Below are 20,094 nucleotides of genomic sequence, written 5' to 3'. Positions count from 1 at the left end.
ACATGGCTAGCGCGCCCGTGCCGCACCTGATTGTGGTCGGCGGTGGTTTCGCCGGGTTGTGGGCCACGCGCGCGCTGGCCAAGGCGCCGCTGCGCATCACCCTGATCGATCGCCGCAACCACCACCTGTTCCAGCCGCTGCTGTACCAGGTCGCCACCGCCGGGCTGTCCTCGCCGGACATCGCCGCGCCGCTGCGGCAGATCCTGCGCAGCCAGGACAACGTGGAGGTGCGACTGGGCGAAGTCGTGCATCTGGACAAGCAGGCGCGGCAGGTGCAGCTGGCCGGCGGCGAGACGCTGGACTACGACTACCTGCTGGTCGCCACCGGCGCCACCCACGCCTATTTCGGCCACGACGAGTGGGCCGCGCACGCGCCCGGGCTGAAGACCCTGGACGATGCGCTGCATCTGCGCCGCCACCTGCTGCTGGCGTTCGAGCGCGCCGAAGCCGAAACCGACCCCGCCGCGCGCGCGGCCTGGCTCAGCTTCGCCATCGTCGGCGGCGGCCCGACCGGGGTGGAATTGGCCGGCACCCTGGCCGAGATCGCGCGGCATACGCTGAAGCACGAGTTCCGCCGCATCGATCCGGCCGAAGCCAGGGTGCGGCTGATCGAGGCCGGCCCGCGCGTGCTGGCCTCGTTCCCGGAGCGGCTGTCGGCCAAGGCGCAGAAACAATTGGAAAAGCTCGGCGTGGAGGTGCTGACCGGCGTGCCGGTCGCCGACATCGACGCCAGCGGCTACCGGCTGGGCAGCACCTTCGTGCCCGCGCGCACCGTGGTCTGGGCCGCCGGCGTGGCCGCCTCGCCGCTGGCGCGGACGCTGGAGGTGCCGCTGGACCGCAGCGGCCGCGTGCAGGTACAGCCGGACCTGAGCGTTCCCGGGCATCCGGAGGTGTTCGTCGCCGGCGACCTGGCCGCCTTGCAGCAGGCCGACGGCAAGCCGGTACCCGGGGTGGCGCCGGCGGCCAAGCAGATGGGCCGGCACGTGGCCGAGAACCTGTCGAAGCGGCTGCGCGGCTTGCCCGGCGATGCGCCGTTCCGCTACGCCGACTACGGCAACCTGGCGACCATCGGACGCATGGCCGCGATCGTGCATCTCGGCCGCCTGCAGCTGTCGGGCCTGCTGGCCTGGTGGTTCTGGCTGGCCGCGCACGTGTTCTTCCTGATCGGCTTCCGCAACCGCCTGGTGGTGCTGCTCAACTGGGCCTGGGCGTACTGGAGCTACCAGCGCGCGGCGCGGATCATCCTCGGCGACGACGCGCGCGATTCCGATCCGGCGCCGACCACGCCCAAGCCGCCGCCGGCCGCGTGACACCCCGCGGCGCGGCTGCGATCCTAACCGCCCCTTGCCGCTGCGCAGTGCCGTCTTGGCGACCTTCCTGTTCCTGCTCGACCTGCTCGGCACCTTCGTGTTCGCGATCAGCGGCGCCACCGTCGGCGTGCGCCACCGCCTGGACCTGTTCGGCGTGCTGGTGCTGTCGTGCGCGGCCGCGGTCTCCGGCGGCATCGCCCGCGACGTGCTGATCGGCGCCACCCCGCCGGCCGCGCTCGGCGACGCCCGCTATCTCGGCGTCGCCTGCCTGGCCGGGCTGCTGACCTTCTACAGCCACAACACGGTCGAACGCCTGCGCAATCCGGTGCAACTCTTCGACGCGTTGGGCCTGGCGCTGTTCGCGGTGTACGGCACCAGCAAGGCGCTGGCGTTCGGCCTGGGTCCGCTCAGCGCGACCCTGCTCGGCATGCTCAGCGGCATCGGCGGCGGCATCGTCCGCGACCTGCTGGTGGCGCGTACGCCAGTGGTGCTGCAGGCCGAGCTGTACGCGGTGGCGGCGCTGCTCGGCGGCGGCGTGGTCGCCGCGGCGCATGTCCTGCAGCTGCCGCAGCCGTGGGGACTGGCGGTCGGCGCCACGCTCTGCTTCGGCCTGCGCTTCATGGCGATCCGCTACGGCTGGCACCTGCCGGTGGCACGGCCGCCGCCGGAGCCGTAACCGGCAGCGCGCGCGTTCGCACGGCGGGTCTTCAGTCCGGTCTGCGCCACGCAGCGGCGCAACGAAAAAGGCCCGGAAACCCGGGCCTTTTCGCTTGGCGGATCGATCATCCGCCCATGCGCGCCATACCGACGATCACGCCACGAACAACGCCTTCATCTTCTTCAGCGCATTGGCCTCGATCTGGCGGATGCGCTCGGCCGACACGCCGTACTCGTCGGCCAGCTCCTGCAGCGTGATCTTGCTGTCGGCATCCAGCCAGCGGCGCTTGATGATGTCGCGCGAACGCGCATCCAGTTCGGCCAGGCCCTCGCGCAGCAGCTGCAGCTGGTTGTCCTCGCTGTCGGCGCGCTCGTAGGCCTGCGAGGGATCTTCCTCGGCGGCCATCAGGTAGGCGGCCGGCGACGGCGGCGCGTGGTCGTCATCGTCGTCGGACGGCGCATCGAAGCCGATGTCGCGACCGGACAGGCGCGACTCCATCTCCAGCACCTCGCGCTCGGACACGTTGAGGTCCTTGGCGACCGCGGTCACTTCCGCCGCGTTCATCCAGCCCAGGCGGGTCTTGGACTTGCGCAGGTTGAAGAACAGCTTGCGCTGCGCCTTGGTCGTGGCGACCTTGACGATGCGCCAGTTCTTCAGGATGTACTCGTGCATCTCGGCACGGATCCAGTGCACCGCGAAGCTGACCAGGCGCACGCCCATTTCCGGGTCGAAACGCTTGACCGCCTTCATCAGGCCGATGTTGCCTTCCTGGATCAGGTCGCCCAGCGGCAGGCCGTAGCCGTTGTAGCCGCGGGCCACGTGGACCACGAAGCGCAGATGCGAGTGGACCAGTTCGCGCGCCGCATCCAGGTCTTCCTGGTCACGGTAGCGCACCGCCAGCGCGCGTTCCTCTTCGGACGTCAGCACCGGGATCTGGTGCACGGCGCCGATATAGGCATCCAGCGAACCGAGCGGACTGGGGATCGGGAGGTTGTTGGCCACCAGCGCGGTGGCAGGCATGGTCTGGTTCATAGGGGCTCATCTTAGCAGTCAAGTAATTGGACTGCTGGGTACAGTAAAAAGTTCCTGCGTTCCGCTGGTGGAACACTCGATCAGGAATGAGACTGTGACAGAGACCACTGGAACGCTGTGGGGAGGCAGCCGTAACCGGTTACGAGGGGCAAACCTAACACCTGTCCTGCGAAATTTCCGTACATCCGGCGGGTGTCGCGCGCCTCCGGCGAACCGCGGTTCAGGCGCCGGCCAGCGCCGCGTCCAGCGCCGCGCGCGGCGGCAGGCTCCAGTCGATCGGCTGGGCGCCGCGGCGGCGCAGGTACTCGTTGGCCGCGGAGAAATGCTTGCAGCCCAGGAAGCCGCGGTGCGCCGACAGCGGCGAGGGATGCGGCGCCTTCAGCACGCGGTGGCGGCGGGTGTCGATGACCTTGCCCTTGGCCTGGGCGTAGCTGCCCCACAGCAGGAACACCAGGCCTTCGCGCTCGCGGTTCAGGGTCTCTACGACGTGGTCGGTGAAGCCCTCCCAGCCCTTGCCCTGGTGCGCGCCGGCGCGGCCTTCCTCCACCGTCAGCACCGCGTTGAGCAGCAGCACGCCGCGCTGCGCCCACGGCAGCAGGCAGCCGTGGTCGGGACGGCGGATGCCCAGGTCGTCCTCGATCTCCTTGTAGATGTTCAGCAGCGACGGCGGCACCGGCACCCCCGGCAGCACCGAGAAGCACAGCCCGTGCGCCTGGCCGTAGCCGTGGTATGGATCCTGGCCGAGGATCACCACCTCGACCCGGTCGAACGGGGTCGCCTCGAACGCGGCGAAGATCTGCCGCCCGGGCGGGAACACGCGCGCGCCGGCCGCCTTGCGCTGGCGCAGGAACACGGCCAGTTCGCGCATCTCCGGGCGCAGCAGCCAGTCGCCGACCTGCGCCTTCCATGAAGGTTCCAGTTGGATCCGGGTGTCGTCTTCGCTACTCATGCAGGGTCCGGCAGTCGATCGATCAGAACGTCACGGCGTTGTCGCTGAGCTTGGCCAAGCGCAGCTGGAACAGCACCTTGGTGACCAGCAGGCGCTCCTCGATCGGCTTTTGCACCAGATCGTTGGCGCCGGCGCGCAGCAACTCGGACTGGTTGTGCGGATTGCTGTCGCCGGTCATCACCAGCACCGGCATGCGCCGCTTGCCGTAGGCGAAGTCGATACGGATGCGCTGCACCACGTCGCGGCCGTTGAGCTCGCCCTTCAGGGTGACGTCGGTCAGCACCAGGTCGATGCGGCGGGTGGTGCGGCCCAGCGACTCGGCGGTCAGCAGCGCGAACGCGTCCTCGGCGGTCAGCACGTGCACCACGTGCAGTTCCTGGCGCTCGAGCATGCGCTTGGTCGCCTCGGCCACCACGCGGCTGTCCTCGACATAGAGGATGGTGGCGCCGGCCACCGGCTGCGGCTGCACGTAGCCGCGGATGAAGGTCGCCAGCGCCTCGTGACCCAACGCCTTGTCGAAGTAGTCGGTGACGTATTCGGTGAAGCGGCGTTCGACCAGGTGCTGCTGGGCATCGCCGGAGACCACGATCACCGGCACGTAGGCCTGGCCGGCGGCCTCGCGCACGCTGCGCGCCAACGCCAGGCCATCGCCGTCGGGCAGCGCCAGCGAGGTGGTGACCAGGTTCACCGGGCCGGCCTCCAGCGCGGCGCGCGCCTCGGCGATACTGGCGCAGCCGACCACTTCCACGTCCGGCAGTTCGCGGTGCAGCACGTCGGCGATCAGCTTGCGCACCAGCTTGGAGCCGTCCACGACCATCACCCGCGGGGCGTCGCTGATCAGGTGCTTGAGATCGTGCCGGGACATGCGCGCCTCAGGTGTCGGTGGGACGCGTCTGGCGCAGGAAGTGCCCGGTCACCAGCCAGGCGCCGAGCCAGCCCAGCAGCAGGGTGCCGAGCAGCACGAACGCCGAGTGCAGGGCATCCAGGCCATGCAGGGCGAAATGGCTGCCGTAGCTGTCGGCCAGTTCCGCCAGCGGCGGCCCCAGCGCCAGCCCGGAGGCGGCGATCAGGCCCAGCGCCATCACCCCGGCGCCGAAGCCGTACCACGCGCCCAGGTACAGGAACGGGCGGCGGATGAAGCCGTCGCTGGCGCCGAGCAATTGCAGCACGCCGATCTCCTCGCGCCGCGACTGGATGTCCAGGCGCACGGTATTGCCGACCACCAGCGCCGCGCCGGCGCCGAGCAGCACCGACAGCACCTGCACCAGGCGCTCGCCGAAACGCAGCCAGCCGTCCAGGCGCTTGCGCCACAGCGCGTCGTGCTGCACCAGGTCGGCCTGCGGCAGCGCGCTCAGCGACGCCGCCAGCGGCGCGTCGTCGGCCGCGGCCGGGGTGACGATCAGCAGCGTCGGCAGCGGGTTGTCGTCGAGCGCGTCCAGCGCCTCGCCGAGCCCGGCGCTGTCGCGCAGCTCGGCCATGCCCTGCTCGGGGGTGCGCAGCGCTACCGCGGCGACGTCGGCCCGGCCGCGCAGGCTCGCCGCCAGCGTGTCCGCCGCAGCGGCGTCGACGCCGGTCTTCAGGAACACGTTGATGTCGCGCGACTGCTGCACGCTGCCGGCGAAATGCTTGAGGTTGTCCAGCGCGATCGACAGCCCCAGCGGCAACGCCAGGGCCAGGGCCATCACCGCCATCGTCAGCAGCGTCGCCCACGGCTTGCGCATGGCGCGGCCGAGGCTGTAGACGATGCTGTGCAGGTGGTGGTCCCACCACACGCCCAGGCGCGAGGGCGCGGCGGCGCCGGCGGCATTGCGTGCGCTCATTCGGCCAGGTCCTGCGGGGAGATGTCGTCGACCAGGCGGCCGTGGTCCAGGATCAGCACGCGCTTGCGCATCTGCTTGAGCAGCGCCAGGTCGTGGCTGACCACCAGCACGCTGGTGCCGCGCGCCGGCAGTTCGGCGAACAGCTGCATGATCTCCGCGGCCAGGGTCGGGTCGAGATTGCCGGTCGGCTCGTCGGCGACCAGCAGGCGCGGTTCGCCGACCATCGCCCGGGCGATGCCGACGCGCTGCTGCTCGCCGGCCGACAGCTGCGACGGCAGCGCCTTCTCGCGATGGCCCAGGCCCATCCGCTCCAGCACCGAGCGCACCCGCTTGCCGATCTCGGCGCGGCGGGTGCCGCGCAGGATCAGCGGCAGCGCCACGTTCTCGGCGATGCTGCGGTCCATCAGCAGGCGGTGGTCCTGGTACACGGCACCGACCTCGCGCCGATGCAGCGGCACGCGCCGCCCGCGCACCTTCAGCAGGTTGCGCTCGCCGAACAGCACCGCGCCGCGCGACGGACGCTCGCTGAGGTGGATCAACTTGAGCAAGGTGCTCTTGCCCGCCCCGGAATGGCCGGTGACGAACAGCATCTCGCCCTCCTCCACCTGGAAGCTGACGTCCACCAGCGCCTCGTGGCCACCGGCATACTGTTTGCTGACATTGTCGAACCGCAGGACGCTCATCCGGCGATTATGCCGGAGCGGCCCGGGTTTTCGTCCACCGTGCGCACGCCGCGAACGGTGGAGCGCCGGTTCATCAGGAGCTGGAGACCAGCGAACGCAGCTTGCGGCCGAGGCGGGTCAGGAACGAATCGTTCGCCGCCGCGGCCGGCGCGGCGGCACGCTCGCCCTGGCGCGCAGCCCTGACCTGCACCGGCTTGGCCGGCGCGTCGGTCGGCACGGACGCTGCCGCGCCTTCGGCGCCTTCCAGCGGACGGCCGCCACGGCGGCGCCGGCGCTTGCGCGGCGGACGCTCGCCATCGACGGCGGCCGCGCCCTCGGCGGCCGCGCGCACCGGCTTCGGCGCGGGTGCGGCGACCGGGACCGCGACGGCTTCGGCCTCGGCAGCGACGGGCGCCGCCGTGACCGCCGCGGCTGCGGCATCGCCCTCGGCCGGACGCGGGGTGCGCGGGCGCCGCGGCTTGCCGTCGGCGCTGCGCGTTTCGCCGCTGCGGCCAGCACCGCCCGGACCGCTACGGCCGGCGCCGGGCTTGCCGCGGCTGCTGCCGCCGCCGCGCCGCTGCTCGTCGGCCTCGCGCTGCGCGCGCGCCTCGCGGAAGATGTCGCCGATGCTCTCGTCGGCATCCGGGTCGACCTCGACCGCTTCGCCTTCGACCACTGCGCGCGGGGTCCGCGGCAGCGCCACCAGCAGTTCGGCGGTGACCGGCTCGACCGGGATCTTCTGCTCGATGTAGGCCTCGATGTCCGGCAGGCTCATCGCGTAGCGCTCGCAGGCGAAGCTGATCGCGTCGCCTTCCTCGCCCAGCCGCGCGGTGCGGCCGATGCGGTGCACGTAGTCTTCCGCGTCGAACGGCAGGTCGTAGTTGTAGACGTACTTGACGCCATCGATGTGCAGGCCGCGCGCGGCCACGTCGGTGGCGACCAGGATCTCCAGCTGGCCCTTCTGGAAGCGGTTGAGCAGGGTCTCGCGCTTCTTCTGCGGCACGTCGCCGGACAGCACGCCGACCCGGTAGCCGTTGCGCTCCAGCGAACGCGCCACGCGCTCGACGAAGGCCTTGGTGTTGACGAACACCATGGTGCGCGCGCCCTCGCTGCGCGACAGCAGGCCCAGCAGCAGGGTCAGCTTCTCCTCGTCGGAGGGGAAGTAGATGCGCTGGCGCACGCGTGCGGCGGTGATGCTCTCGGTCTCGACCACGAGCTTTTCCGGCTCGTTCATATGCTCGTAGGCAAGTTCCAGCACGCGGTGGCTGAGCGTGGCCGAGAACAGCAGGGTCTGCCGGGTGCCGCGCTCGGGCATGCGCCGCAGCAGGAAGCGGATGTCCTTGATGAAGCCCAGGTCGAACATGCGGTCGGCTTCGTCGAGCACGCAGATCTCGCAGGCGTGCAGCGACACCACTTTGTGCTGCTTGACGTAGTCGATCAGCCGGCCCGGCGTGGCGATGATCACGTCCACGCCCTGCTGCAGCAGCTCGCGCTGCTTGTCGTAGTCCACGCCGCCGTAGACCAGCGCGAAGCGCAGGCCCAGGTCGGCGCCGAACTTCACCGCATCCTTGTGGATCTGGATCGCCAGTTCGCGGGTCGGGGCCAGGATCAGCGCGCGCGGATCCTCGGGCTTGCGGTCGGCCAGCGCCGGGCGGCTGAGCAGGCGGTTCATCACCGTCACCAGGAACGCCAGGGTCTTGCCGGTGCCGGTCTGGGCCTGGCCGGCCACGTCCCGGCCCGGCAGGGCCACCGGCAGGGTCAGCGCCTGGATCGGCGTGCAGCGGGTGAAGCCGGCGCCTTCGAGGCCGGCGAGCAGCGCCGGTTGCAGCTCGAACGCGGAAAAAGTCACATCGGTCAGCGGTTTGTCGCTCATCATTCCATCTTCGTCAGGCCACCCCGCCCGAAGCGTAAGGTCGCGGCTTGCATCGGCCCCGGCAGCGTCGCACACTGGCTACTTCCATGCCGGGTCGCGCGACAGGGGGAATCCCTTGATTTCGCCGCGCAATGCCCCAGTTTACCGCAATAGCGGCGGCCACCCGGTCCGGCCCGTCGCATTGCCCCAGGAGATACCCTAGTGAGCGACAAGGTCCTACACGTCGGCGACGCCGATTTCGATACCGCCGTGCTGCAATCCGGCGAGCCGGTCCTGGTGGACTTCTGGGCGGAATGGTGCGGCCCGTGCAAGATGATCGCCCCGGTCCTGGACGATCTGGCCGACACCTACGACGGCAAGCTCAAGGTGGCCAAGGTCAACGTCGACGAGAACCGCGCCACCGCGATCAAGTACCACGTGCGCTCGATCCCGATGCTGCTGCTGTTCAAGGACGGCCAGGTCCAGGCCACCCAGATCGGCGCCGTCGGCAAGGGCCAGCTGACCCAGATGATCGACAAGACCCTGGGCGGCGCGGCCGCCTGAGGCGCCGGCACGCGGCCGCTCCGGATCGGAGCGGGCCGCTGCCATACCGGCCCGCAGCGCCGCTGCCGGCCGGCTGAATCGCCCGGTAACGCCTGCTTGCCGTGGTTGCGCGGCGATGATAGTGTCGGCGTATCCGGTGGCATTCGCGCACCGCACCCCCTCTGGAAGATTCTCTTCTAGACCCCTTCCCAACCCGTTTGCCCCCACGCTGGGCGCTCGCACTCATAGCGAGGAATCACCACTTGTCCGATAACACCACCACCGAACCCGGGAGCGTCGACGCCCCCGCCGAAAAGCGCGCGCGCAAGCCGCGTGTCAGCAAGGCCGTCTCCGGCGCTGACGGCGGAGCCGAGCACGGCGCGCCGGCGCAGCCGAACCTGCCGCTGAACCAGGCGCCGGCCCAGGCCGACGCGCCCCGCCCCGCTCCGCAGGAACGCCAGGAACGTCAGGAACGCGCCGCGCCGCAGGAACACGCGCAGGCTCCGTCCTCGTCGTCCCAGCCCCAGCCCGCTCCCGCCTCCGGCGGCGATGCCCAGGGCCAGGGCGGCGGCAACCAGAATGACGGCGGCGAAGCGCGCGAAGGCGGCAATGCGCGCTTCAACAACCAGAATCCGCAGAACCAGAACAACCCGCAGAACAACCAGAACCAGCAGGGCAATCGCCGCGACCGCTTCCGCAATCGCCGCGATCGCGGCGGCGGCGGCGGTGGTGGTGGCAATGGCGGTGGCCGTGAGCGCTACCCGGACAACGGTCTGCCCAACGACACCGGCGCCAACGAAGTGTTCGTGCCGCGGCCGCACGCCAACGTGCCGGAAGGCTTCCCGATCTACTCGCTGAGCGACCTGAAGCGGATGCCGGCGCAGAAGCTGCTGGACATCGCCGAGCAGCTCAACATCCAGGACGGCGTGGCCCGCGCGCGCAAGCAGGACGTGATCTTCGCGCTGCTCAAGGTGCTGACCCGCCACGGCGAAGGCGTCGCCGCCGACGGCGTGCTGGAGATCCTGCCGGACGGCTTCGGCTTCCTGCGCGCGGCCGAGGCCAGCTACCTGGCCGGCCCGGACGACACCTACATCTCGCCCAGCCAGATCCGCCGCTTCAACCTGCGCACCGGCGACCACCTGTCCGGCCGCATCCGCTTCCCGAAGGACGGCGAACGCTACTTCGCGCTGTCGATCGTCGACACGATCAACGGCGAGCCGCTGGAAGCGAGCAAGAACAAGGTGCTGTTCGAGAACCTGACCGCGCTGTTCCCGCGCAAGCGCTTCACCCTGGAACGCGGCAACGGTTCCTCGGAAGACATCTCCGGGCGCATCCTCGATCTGATGGCGCCGCAGGGCAAGGGCCAGCGCGCGCTGATCGTGTCCCCGCCCAAGGCCGGCAAGACCATGCTGATGCAGCAGGTGGCCACGGCGATCACCACCAACCATCCCGACGTGCACATGATCGTGCTGCTGATCGATGAGCGGCCGGAAGAAGTGACCGAAATGCAGCGCACCGTGCGCGGCGAGGTCATCTCCTCCACCTTCGACGAGCCGGCCGCGCGCCACGTGCAGGTCGCCGAGATGGTGATCGAGCGCGCCAAGCGCCTGGTCGAGCACAAGAAGGACGTGGTGATCCTGCTCGACTCGATCACCCGCCTGGCCCGCGCCTACAACAACGTGGTGCCATCCTCCGGCAAGGTGCTCAGCGGCGGCGTCGACGCCAACGCGCTGCACCGCCCGAAGCGCTTCTTCGGCGCGGCGCGCAACGTCGAGGAAGGCGGCTCGCTGACCATCATCGCCACCGCGCTGGTGGAGACCGGCAGCAAGATGGACGAGGTGATCTACGAGGAGTTCAAGGGCACCGGCAACAGCGAAGTGCACCTGAACCGCCGTATCGCCGAAAAGCGCGTGTACCCGGCGATCGACATCAACCGTTCCGGTACCCGTCGCGAAGACCTGCTGATCGAGCCGGAGCTGCTGCAGAAGATCTGGATCCTGCGCAAGCTGCTGCATCCGATGGACGAGATCGCGGCAATGGAATTCCTGCTGGACAAGATGAAGAACACCAAGTCCAACGACGAGTTCTTCGGTTCGATGAAGCGCTGAGTCCGGCGCGGCTTCGAACGCGAAACGCCCCGCTTCGGCGGGGCGTTTTCGTTTGCGCGTCCCGGTAGGCGGCGCCGTCGCCGCATGCCTGGGCGATGCTCAGTCCGGATGGAATTGCATGCCCGCATAGGGCTGCAACCGGCACTGCGCCAGGCGCGAGGCAAGGTCGCCCACGTGCGCTTCCAGCCGATGGCCATCGGGGTCGAGGAAGTAGAACGAATCGCCTTCGCTGCGGTTGCGCTGCCATTCCACCACCGCATGCGCGCGCAGCCGCTCGACGAAGCCGGCGAACGCGTGCTGCGTGATGGAGAACGCATAGTGGGTGTAGTCGGCCGCCGGGCGCGGCCGTCCGGGTGCAGCCGCCACGGCCAGGCATAGCCACAATGGCCCGCACTCCAAGTACGCGCCGTTGTCCCAGCGTGCGGCCAGGCGCATTCCCAGCAGGTCGCGGTAGAAACCCACGCTCCGCTCCAGGTCGGCGACCGCCAGCGTCAGATGGCTCAGACCGGCAAGCACCGGATACCTCAGCCGCCTTCCAGCGCAGTCAGCAGCCGCGGACCGGCGTTGCGCCCGGCCATGTACACGCCGCTGCCGGGCAGCGCATCGGGCGAAAACTGCGCGCGGTCCTGCGGAACCGGCCACGGCGCCGGTTGCCGCGGCCCAGGCACGTAGCTGACCCAGCGGCCATAGTCGTCGGGATTGCCTTCGTTGGGATTGCCCTCGAGCGAGTAGCTCAACGGCACCCGAACGATCCAGTAGGGCTCGGCGGCCGCCTCGCCTTGCGTCGGCGGGCGGAACGTCCATTTCTTGGCCGCCGCCAGCGCGCTCCTGGTGAAGATGTCGCGCAGCCGCTGCATTTCGTTCCCCGACGCCACCACCTGCAGGTTGACCTGCTCGGCGAAGGCCTGTTCGGGCTTGCCGTTGCGGCCAACCTTGACGATCAGGTAGACCATGCCACCGGCGCCGGCGCGGAACGCCGCTTCGGGGTAGGCCGGCGGGCGCATCTCCAGCATGCCTACCGCAGCCGGGTCGCGTTCGTCGTAGGTGGCGAAGCTGACGTTGCGAATGGCGATCTGGTAGCTGTCGCCCTCCTGGCGCTTGGCCACCACGCGCACGCTCATCGGCGCACGCGCGGCCACCGGCTTGCCGTCGCGGGTGACCGGTTCGAACGTCCACTGCAGCGCCGAACTGCGCACGAAGTTCACGACGCCGGACGGCAGCCTGTCCTCCTTGTCCAGGACGACCCGGCTGACCGAGCCGTCCACCTCGATGTCGACTTTGCCCTGCAGCAACAGGCTGCTTTCGATCTGCTTGCGCACCGCGCCCGGTCCTGCGGCGAGCGCGCTGCCGGCGAACAACGCCAGCGCCAGCAACAGCCATCCGCGCAGCGCCATACCCTGCATGCTCCTTTGCATCCGTCATTCCTTTGCGAGAGGTCGTAGCCGCCAATTACAGCGCAGCGGCATGGCGCCGGGCAAGTCAGGCCAGGCGCAGCGACTCCGGGTACGGCGGCGCGTCCGGGTAGTCGTCCTCGCGCAGCCGCGCCTGCAGGTCGCGCCACCATTGCGGATCGAACAGCTCGCCATGGGCGCGCCTGACCGCATCCAGCGAGGCGGCGGGCAGGCCCATGAACAGCGCGAAGCGCTCCGGGAACACGTCGCGCGCGGCGACGTGGAACCAGGGCTCGGCGGACATCGCTTCCTCGTCGTTGCGCGGCTGCGGCCAGTCGCGGAACGTGCAGTCGGTGACCAGGCACAGTTCGTCGTAGTCGTAGAACACCGCGCGGCCCTGCCGCGACACGCCGAAGTTCTTCAGCAGCATGTCGCCGGGGAAGATGTTGTTACGCGCCATGTCCTTGATCGCCTGCGCGTAGTCCAGGGCCGCCTCGCGCGCCGCTTCGGCGGTCTGCTCGCGCAGGTACAGGTTCAGCGGGCGCAGCCGCCGTTGCACGTAGCACAGCTCGAAGATCAGGTCCTCGCCGTCCTCGCGCAGGCTGCGCGCGCAGCCCTGCAGCAGTTCGGCGAGCAGCGCCGGGGCGAAGCGCGCGCGCGGGAAGCGCAGCGAACGGTACGGCTGCGCGTCGAGCAGGCGGCCGACCCGGTCCAGGTTGAACACCAGCGCGTACTTGTCCTCGACCTGCTCGCGGCTCATCGTCTTCGGGTAGGCGAAGCGGTCGCGGATCAGCTTGAACACCAGAGGGTAGCTGGGCAGGGTGAACACCGCCATGACCATTCCGGGCGTGCCCTCTGCATGCACCAGCTGCTCGTTGGGCTGCGCCTGGAAATGGCGGAAGAAGGTGCGGAAGCGCTCGGTCTTGCCCTGCTTGGCGCGGCCGAGCATGGTGTACAGCTCGTCGATCGGCTTGTGCGGCAGCAGGCTGCGCAGGAACACCACCGCATCGCCGACGGTGGGCAGGTCGGCCTGGAAGTAGCTGCGCGAGATGCCGAACAGCTGCGCCACGTCGTTGCGCTTGGTCAGCACCGCTTCGGCGCGCAGGCCGTCGGCGTCGTTGACCAGCGCGATCACGCACGGCGAGAAACGATGCTCGCCGAACACGCGCCCGACCAAATAGGCGCGGCGCTCGCGGTAGAACACCGTCTCCAGCAATTCGATGCCGCGCACCGGATGTTCGCCCCAGTGCGCCAGGTCGTCCTGCAGGCGCACCGCGATGGCCGCGGCGCAGCGCGTGCGGTGCGCGTACGGCACGTCGAACGGGTAGTCGCCGAGCACGCGCACGAACGCATCCACCGGCCGCGTCTCGGAGACCACGTAGTTGTGCCGCGCCACCGGATGGGTGATCGCGTCGGTCGGCTCGATGTCCAGCGCGACGAACTCGATCCGCGTATCCACGCCCTGGGTGCGGAAGAAGCGCCGGGTCAGCGTGTTGTAGAAGGTCTTGTACAGCTCCTGGTCGATCAGCCCGCGCAGTTGCGCGGCGTAGCTGTCGCGCACCTGCGCCCACAGCGCGCGGTCGTGGGCCTGGCCGAGCAGCAGCGCGCGCAGGCGCAGCATGCACTCGCCGATGCACTGGTCGTACAGCGCGATGCGCTCGACCGCGTCGTTGCGCGCGGCGTTCCAGTCGCGGGTCTCGAAGCGGCGGCGGGCGCGGGCGCTGATCTGCGCGAAGCGCGCGTGGTAGTCCTCGAACGCGTCGCGGATGCTGCGCGCGACGGCGTCGGCGCGGGGTTCGGCGGGCACGGGCGGAGCGGGCGCGATGGTCATGGCCGCAGTCTACCCGCGCGCGCGGCGGCGCCTGGGCGCAGCCGCCGCCTCTGGCGCCTGGGTGTGCTGCCGGTGCTCGTCGGCCTGTGCGCGCAGCCAGTCGCGGAACGCGAGGAAACCGCCATGCGCGGCCGAGCGCGGCGGATACACCAGGTAGTGCGACCAGGTCGCCTTCACCCGGTGCGGCGACAGCGACACCAGCTGGCCGGCGTCGAGCATCAGCCGCGCGCGGGTGATGCGCCCCAGGGCCACGCCGACGCCGTCCAGGGCCGCGCGATGGTGCGACTCGGAATCGTCGAACACCGCCACATAGCGCGCAGGCGCCGTTTCGCCGGCGGCGGCGAACCAACGCTCCCATTCGCCGTCCGGATCGCCGATCAGCGGCCACTGCGCCAGCGGCGTGCGCTTGCGCGCGCCCATCCGCGCGATCAACGCCGGACTGGCCATCGGCACCAGCCATTCGTCGAACAAGGCTTCGACCGCCAGGCCCGGCCACTGGCCGTTGCCGATCCGCAACGACGCGTCGATCTGCGGCTGGCGCTCGAAATCGACCAGGCGCTGGTCGGACAGCAGATTGATCTCGATGTGCGGATGCCGCGCCAGGAAATCGCCCAGGCGCGGCACCAGCCAGGCCGACGCCATCGACGGGGTCAGGCTGATCGTCAGCACGTCGTCGCGGCGCGCGGCGAACGGCTGCAGCGCCTCGCCGATCGCGTCCAGGTGCGGACCGATGCGCTCGAGCAGGCGCCGCCCGTCGGCGGTCAGGGTCACCCCGCGCGCGTGCCGGTCGAGCAGCCGATAGCCCAGGCGCTGCTCCAGCGCGCGCATCTGATGGCTCAACGCGCTGACGGTGAGGTGCATCGCGGCCGCGGCGCGCGACAGATTGCCGAGCCGGGCGACGCTGACGAAACCTTGCAGAGCGTGCAGCGGCGGACGCGCCATGTTGAATCCAATTCAAGTCTGACTTGCGGAATGGTCGCTTTTTCAAGCCTCAGCTTGCGCCTATCGTCGATTCCACTCAAGCCAGGAGCACCACGATGAGCATCTACAGCGATCTGTTGTTCCACCACGGGCACATCGCCAATGCCGAGCTGGCGCGTTCGCTGGCGACAGCGCAGGCCGCACCGGCAGGACCCGGACCGGCAGCGCCGGCGCCTGCCGCCGACGCAGCGCAGGCCACGCCCGGCGAGCCGGCCCCGGCAGCGGGCGCGCGCCGTCGTTCGGCACTGCTGCGGGCGATGACCGCGCTCTCGCCGTTCCGCTGATCCGCCGCAGACGCGCGGCCGCGCGGCGAACCGCCTCAGGTCAGCCGGCGGCGGCGCTCCAGCTCGGCGTCGGTCGGCTGCTCGAATTCGAACGAGCCGGTGACGATGTCGCCGGCACGGACGTACCGGTTGACGGTGACGCCGGATGCGGAACTCGTCGACGCGACCAGTTGGAAGGCGCCGTGGAAGGCGCCGCCGAACAGCCGCTTGCCGGTGCCGAGCACCAGCGGGAAGAACGACACGTTGAGCTCGTCGATCAGGTCGTTGTCGAACAGGGTCTTCAGGAAGTCGGTCGAGCCCTGGGTCAGCAGGTCCGGGCCGTCCTCGCGCTTCAGCTGCCGGACCGCGGCCACCGCGTCGGGACGCAGTGCGTGGCTGTTCTGCCAGGCGAGGTCCAGCGCCGGGTTGCGGGTCGCGACGTACTTGTTGATCCGGTCGAACATCGGGCCGATCGGATCGTCCGCGCCGACATACGGCCAATGCGCGGCGAAGATGTCGTAGGTCTTGCGCCCGAGCAGCAGGTCGAATGGCTTGGCGAACATCTCGCCCACCGAGCCTTCCAGCGTCGGGTCGAAATACGGGGCGGCCCAGCCGCCGTGCCTGAAACCGCCGATGGGATCCTCGTCCGGCCCGCCCGGGGCCTGCATGACGCCATCGAGGCTGACGAACGCTCCCACAATGATCTTTCTCATCCCGCGCTCCTTCGGTGCGTGGCCACGCTCGGCCAACGTTACCCAATCACGACGTCCCAGGACGCCGCGTCTCGACAAGCACGCACGATGTTTTTTCGGGATTGCGGCGCTCGGCGCGCCGTCGCCAGCGGGGACAGGCCGGCATGGCCTGTCCCCGTGGCACGCGTCCGCGTCAGGCCGACAGCGTCAGGCCGTCAGCGTCGCCAGCGCGGCGTTGAACGTCGCGCTCGGCCGCATCGCCTGGCTGACCAGTTCCAGGTTGGGGCGGTAGTAGCCCTGGATGTCGACCGGCTTGCCCTGCACGCCGTTGAGCTCGGCCACGATCGCGGCCTCGTTCTCGGTCAGCTGCCTGGCCAGGGGCGCGAAGCGTGCCTTCAGCGCGGCATCGTCGTCCTGCGCGGCCAGCGCCTGCGCCCAGTACATCGCCAGGTAGAAATGGCTGCCGCGGTTGTCCAGTTCGCCGACCTTGCGCGAAGGCGACTTGTCGTTGTCCAGGAACTGGCCGTTGGCCTGGTCCAGGGTCCGCGCCAGCACGCCGATGCGCGCGCTGCGTTCGCGCTGGCCCAGATGCTCCAGCGACGCGGCCAGGGCCAGGAACTCGCCCAGCGAATCCCAGCGCAGGTAGTTCTCTTCGACGAACTGCTGCACGTGCTTGGGCGCCGAACCGCCAGCGCCGGTCTCGAACAGGCCGCCGCCGGCCATCAGCGGCACGATCGACAGCATCTTGGCGCTGGTGCCCAGCTCCATGATCGGGAACAGATCGGTGAGGTAGTCGCGCAGCACGTTGCCGGTGACCGAAATGGTGTCCTCGCCCTTGCGGATGCGCTGCAGCGAGAACGCGGTCGCCTCCACCGGCGACAGGATGCGGATGTCCAGGCCCTTGGTGTCGTGGTCCTGCAGGTAGCGCTCCACCTTCTGGATCATCAGCGCATCGTGCGCGCGCTGCGGATCCAGCCAGAACACCGCCGGGGTGTCGCTCAGGCGCGCACGGCTGACCGCCAGCTTGACCCAGTCCTGGATCGGCGCGTCCTTGACCTGGCACATGCGCCAGATGTCGCCGGGCTCGACGGGATGCTCGAGCAGCACGTTGCCGCCGGCGTCGCTGACCCGCACCGTGCCGGCGGCGGCGATCTGGAAGGTCTTGTCGTGCGAACCGTATTCCTCGGCCTTCTGCGCCATCAGGCCGACGTTGGGCACGCTGCCCATCGTCGCCGGATCGAACGCGCCATGCTGCTTGCAGTCCTCGATCACCGCCTGGTACACGCCGGCGTAGCAGCGGTCCGGGATCAGCGCCTTGGTGTCCTGCAGCTTGCCCTCGGCGTTCCACATCTTGCCCGAGTCGCGGATCATCGCCGGCATCGACGCATCGACGATCACGTCGCTGGGCACGTGCAGGTTGGTGATGCCCTTGTCGGAATTGACCATCGCCAGCGCCGGGCGCTGCGCGTACACCGCCTGAAGATCGGCCTCGATCTGCTTGCGCTGCGCGTCCGGCAGCGTGGCGATGCGCGCGTACAGGTCGCCGATGCCGTTGTTCGGATCGAAGCCGACCTGCTTCAGCGCCTCGGCGTGCTTGTCCAGCACCTCCTGGTAGAACGCGCCGACCACCACGCCGAACATGATCGGGTCGGAGACCTTCATCATCGTCGCCTTCAGGTGCAGCGAGAACAGCACGCCCTGCTGCTTGGCATCGGCGATCTGCGCCTGCACGAAGCTGGCCAGCGCGCGCTTGCTCATCACCGCCGCGTCGATGATCTCGCCGGCCTGCACCGCGGTCTTTTCCTTCAGCACGGTGGTGGTGCCGTCGTTGCCGACCAGCTCGATCCTGACGCTGCCGGCCTGCTCGACCAGCACCGAACGCTCGCTGCCGTAGAAATCGCCGGCGTCCATGTGCGCCACGTGCGACTTGGACTCCGCGCTCCACGCGCCCATGCGGTGCGGATGCTTGCGTGCGTAGTTCTTCACCGACAGCGGCGCGCGGCGATCGGAATTGCCTTCGCGCAGCACCGGGTTGACCGCGCTGCCCTTGACCCGGTCGTAGCGAGCCTTGGCCTCTTTCTGCTTGTCGTCCTGCGGCTCGTCCAGGTAGTCCGGCAGCGCGTAGCCCTGCTGCTGCAGTTCCTTGATCGCGGCCTTGAGCTGCGGCACCGAGGCGCTGATGTTCGGCAGCTTGATGATGTTGGCTTCCGGCGTGGTCGCCAGTTGGCCCAGCTCGGCCAGGTCGTCGGCGATGCGCTGATCCTCGCGCAGGTATTCGGGGAACTGCGAGATCAGCCGGCCGGCCAGCGAGATGTCGCGGGTTTCCACGGCGATGCCGGCGGTGCCGGCGAAGGCGGCGACGATCGGCAGCAGCGACTGCGTCGCCAGGTACGGTGCTTCATCGGTGAGCGTGTACAGGATCTTGGGCGTATTCGACATGAGTGACGTAGGCTCTCTTGCGATTCGGGAAGGACACGGTGCCGCGGAAAAGACTGCGGGTGGCACGGCGCGGACGGCGTGCGGATCGCAGCGCTTCCGGCGTAGGGAAATCCTGCGACGGCGATGGCATGACGGCCGCCGATTGTCGCGTTTTCCGCGGGCCGGAGAAAGCGTTTGCATGGAACGGTGGAGATCGCCGGCAGCGCACGAACCGGTGCGTGCGCATTGCGTGCGACGCGGCATGGCCGCGATGGCTTGCGCTGGCTCGCGGGACAAATTCCGTCATCGCTTGCGGCGCAAGGCGGCGCGCGCTCCCTGCGCATGCGTATGGAACGCACTGCGGCGCACGGCGTTGCGGTCCGTGCCGGCACCATCAAGGGCAAGCGCAGCAGGGACGCCATGCGCCGGCGCATGGTGGGCGCCACGCGCGCGACTCCGGTGTTGCGCAGCGCGGCGTGGATCGCGTGCGGTTGCGCCACGCAACCGCGCGGCGCTGCAGGTGCGCTGGCGATGCTGCGCCGGCGCAGCATCGCCCAAATAAAAAAGGGCGCAGCCTCGCGGCTGCGCCCAGCGTGCCGCGCCGGCCGGGAGAGAGTCGGCAGGCGCGATCCGTGACCGTGGTGTGACTTAGCGATGCACAGTGCGCGTCACTTGACTTCGAATTCCTGCGGCGTGCCGGCCGGCTGGCCGTTCACGGTGACTTCGGCCTTGTACTTGCCGGCCGGCCAGCCGTTGCCGTTGGTGAATTCGAAATTGGTGGTTTCCGCGCCGGCGGTGGTCAGCGTTTCGTTGTGTTCGCCGGCGGTCTGGCCGTCCTGGAACAACAGCCGGGCGCCGACGCTGGTGTTGGTGGAAGACCCTTCGGTCTTCACCGAGACGATGATCTTGTCCTTGCTGCCCAGCGTGGTCAGCGGCGCGACGGCCTTGTCGGCGCCGGCGGTGTTGCCCACGGTCACCGCGGACACGGTCACCGTGCCGGCGTTCGCCGCGGCGGGCGCGGTCTGCTCGGGGGTCTTGGCGACGTCGGACGGGCCCGGCATCTCCTCGGTCGGCGCGGAGGAGGTGGGATCCTGCGATACGTTCTGGTCTTGATCCTGTTTCTTGCAACCGGCCAGGGCCAGCGTGCCGACCAGGGCCAGCAGCAGCGGCGACATCAACGTCTTCGAATGGATCTTCATGTAGGTGGCGCTCCTTGATGGAATGACTGGAAGGCGAATGCGTTCGGCCACGGCCCGCGCTAAGCGCGCGGCGGCAGCTTGAGGGTCTGGCCGGGATAGATCTTGTCCGGGTCGTCGAGCACGTCGCGGTTGGCTTCGAAGATGCGGGTCCAGGCGTTGCCGTCGCCGTAGTGCAGCTTGGCGATCTTGGACAACGAATCGCCCGGCTTGACCACGTAGACCTGCTGCACCTGTTCGGCGGTGGTGTCCACGTGCGACTGCACCGCGGAGAAATCCGCCTTCGGCGTGACCTCCGCGGTGGTGTCCACCTTGGCGGTGACTGCCGAGAAATCGGCGCGCTTGTCGCTGTTCATCGCGTGTGGCTCCGTGCGTGTGCGTGGATGGG

General features: G+C 69.5%; 20 protein-coding genes. 6 read left to right on the top strand and 14 right to left on the bottom strand.

The genetic code is table 11. The annotated features are described in order from the left end of the window. The first annotated feature begins 2 nt into the window (after positions 1-2). Both J2Y70_RS03480 and J2Y70_RS03475 read left to right on the top strand, forming a co-directional pair. Positions 3-1,310, top strand: coding sequence for an NAD(P)/FAD-dependent oxidoreductase (locus J2Y70_RS03480; RefSeq protein WP_309913381.1), 1,308 nt, complete (start codon positions 3-5; stop codon positions 1,308-1,310). Between the two features lie 55 nt (positions 1,311-1,365). Next, a complete protein-coding gene (locus J2Y70_RS03475) occupies positions 1,366-1,986 on the top strand; it encodes a trimeric intracellular cation channel family protein (protein ID WP_309913378.1) in 621 nt (206 codons plus the stop codon). Positions 1,987-2,121: 135 nt separating this feature from the next. Here the strand turns inward: J2Y70_RS03475 and rpoH are convergent, their stop codons facing one another. The 6 genes from rpoH to rhlB all read right to left on the bottom strand — a co-directional run bounded on the left by rpoH (position 2,122) and on the right by rhlB (position 8,304). Further along, positions 2,122-3,000, bottom strand: coding sequence for an RNA polymerase sigma factor RpoH (gene rpoH / locus J2Y70_RS03470; RefSeq protein WP_309913373.1), 879 nt, complete (start codon positions 2,998-3,000; stop codon positions 2,122-2,124). A gap of 220 nt (positions 3,001-3,220) precedes the next feature. Beyond that, complete coding sequence (ung, locus tag J2Y70_RS03465) at positions 3,221-3,949, bottom strand: uracil-DNA glycosylase (protein ID WP_263395973.1); 729 nt, start codon at positions 3,947-3,949, stop codon at positions 3,221-3,223. 22 nt (positions 3,950-3,971) lie between these two features. Beyond that, the gene (locus tag J2Y70_RS03460; protein ID WP_263395974.1) at positions 3,972-4,814 is read right to left on the bottom strand and encodes a response regulator; all 843 of its coding nucleotides are present in this window, start codon (positions 4,812-4,814) and stop codon (positions 3,972-3,974) included. Between the two features lie 7 nt (positions 4,815-4,821). Further along, complete coding sequence (gene ftsX / locus J2Y70_RS03455; RefSeq protein WP_309913367.1) at positions 4,822-5,769, bottom strand: permease-like cell division protein FtsX; 948 nt, start codon at positions 5,767-5,769, stop codon at positions 4,822-4,824. Then, the gene (gene ftsE / locus J2Y70_RS03450; protein ID WP_263112170.1) at positions 5,766-6,452 is read right to left on the bottom strand and encodes a cell division ATP-binding protein FtsE; all 687 of its coding nucleotides are present in this window, start codon (positions 6,450-6,452) and stop codon (positions 5,766-5,768) included. The genes ftsX and ftsE overlap by 4 nt, the downstream gene beginning before the upstream one ends. 73 nt (positions 6,453-6,525) lie before the next feature. Further along, positions 6,526-8,304 (bottom strand): ATP-dependent RNA helicase RhlB, encoded by a 1,779-nt coding sequence (gene rhlB, locus J2Y70_RS03445; RefSeq protein WP_263395976.1) that lies wholly within the window; start codon positions 8,302-8,304, stop codon positions 6,526-6,528. Between the two features lie 201 nt (positions 8,305-8,505). Between rhlB and trxA the strand changes: the two genes are divergently transcribed. Together trxA and rho are read left to right on the top strand one after the other, a co-directional pair. Further along, a complete protein-coding gene (gene trxA, locus J2Y70_RS03440; protein ID WP_263112168.1) occupies positions 8,506-8,847 on the top strand; it encodes a thioredoxin TrxA in 342 nt (113 codons plus the stop codon). A 242-nt stretch (positions 8,848-9,089) separates the two neighbouring features. Next, positions 9,090-10,934, top strand: a complete 1,845-nt coding sequence (gene rho / locus J2Y70_RS03435) for a transcription termination factor Rho (RefSeq protein WP_309913360.1) — start codon at positions 9,090-9,092, stop codon at positions 10,932-10,934. 99 nt (positions 10,935-11,033) lie between these two features. Here rho and fos read toward each other — a convergent pair whose 3' ends face one another. From fos to J2Y70_RS03415, 4 genes are all read right to left on the bottom strand, one after another. Continuing rightward, positions 11,034-11,450, bottom strand: coding sequence for a fosfomycin resistance glutathione transferase (gene fos, locus J2Y70_RS03430; RefSeq protein WP_309913358.1), 417 nt, complete (start codon positions 11,448-11,450; stop codon positions 11,034-11,036). Positions 11,451-11,458: 8 nt separating this feature from the next. Then, the gene (locus J2Y70_RS03425; protein WP_309913355.1) at positions 11,459-12,328 is read right to left on the bottom strand and encodes a TonB family protein; all 870 of its coding nucleotides are present in this window, start codon (positions 12,326-12,328) and stop codon (positions 11,459-11,461) included. An 85-nt stretch (positions 12,329-12,413) separates the two neighbouring features. Further along, a complete protein-coding gene (gene aceK, locus J2Y70_RS03420; protein WP_309913352.1) occupies positions 12,414-14,156 on the bottom strand; it encodes a bifunctional isocitrate dehydrogenase kinase/phosphatase in 1,743 nt (580 codons plus the stop codon). Positions 14,157-14,165: 9 nt separating this feature from the next. Continuing rightward, positions 14,166-15,098 carry a LysR substrate-binding domain-containing protein gene (locus J2Y70_RS03415; protein WP_263395981.1) on the bottom strand — a complete coding sequence of 311 codons (933 nt, stop codon included), beginning with the start codon at positions 15,096-15,098 and terminating at the stop codon, positions 14,166-14,168. Positions 15,099-15,193: 95 nt separating this feature from the next. On the opposite strand from J2Y70_RS03415, the gene J2Y70_RS03410 reads away from it, so the two are divergent. Next, positions 15,194-15,421, top strand: coding sequence for a hypothetical protein (locus tag J2Y70_RS03410; RefSeq protein WP_263395982.1), 228 nt, complete (start codon positions 15,194-15,196; stop codon positions 15,419-15,421). A 35-nt stretch (positions 15,422-15,456) separates the two neighbouring features. On the opposite strand, the gene J2Y70_RS03405 is transcribed toward J2Y70_RS03410, so the two are convergent. Next, complete coding sequence (locus tag J2Y70_RS03405) at positions 15,457-16,113, bottom strand: dihydrofolate reductase family protein (protein WP_309913346.1); 657 nt, start codon at positions 16,111-16,113, stop codon at positions 15,457-15,459. Positions 16,114-16,299: 186 nt separating this feature from the next. Continuing rightward, positions 16,300-18,531, bottom strand: a complete 2,232-nt coding sequence (locus J2Y70_RS03400) for an NADP-dependent isocitrate dehydrogenase (protein WP_309913343.1) — start codon at positions 18,529-18,531, stop codon at positions 16,300-16,302. 186 nt (positions 18,532-18,717) lie between these two features. Here J2Y70_RS03400 and J2Y70_RS03395 point away from each other — a divergent pair, with 186 nt between their 5' ends. Next, complete coding sequence (locus tag J2Y70_RS03395; RefSeq protein ID WP_309913341.1) at positions 18,718-19,146, top strand: hypothetical protein; 429 nt, start codon at positions 18,718-18,720, stop codon at positions 19,144-19,146. Between the two features lie 32 nt (positions 19,147-19,178). Here the strand turns inward: J2Y70_RS03395 and J2Y70_RS03390 are convergent, their stop codons facing one another. Both J2Y70_RS03390 and J2Y70_RS03385 read right to left on the bottom strand, forming a co-directional pair. After that, on the bottom strand, positions 19,179-19,709 hold the full coding sequence (locus J2Y70_RS03390) for a hypothetical protein (RefSeq protein WP_309913338.1): 531 nt from the start codon (positions 19,707-19,709) through the stop codon (positions 19,179-19,181). A 59-nt stretch (positions 19,710-19,768) separates the two neighbouring features. After that, on the bottom strand, positions 19,769-20,062 hold the full coding sequence (locus J2Y70_RS03385) for a LysM peptidoglycan-binding domain-containing protein (protein ID WP_263395986.1): 294 nt from the start codon (positions 20,060-20,062) through the stop codon (positions 19,769-19,771). Positions 20,063-20,094 lie beyond the last annotated feature (32 nt).

Origin of the sequence: Xanthomonas sp. 1678 (assembly GCF_031455575.1) — a bacterium.
Taxonomy (GTDB): domain Bacteria; phylum Pseudomonadota; class Gammaproteobacteria; order Xanthomonadales; family Xanthomonadaceae; genus Xanthomonas_A.
The sequence above is the reverse complement of the archived record's forward strand: the minus strand, read 5'-3'. Positions and strand labels throughout refer to the sequence as shown.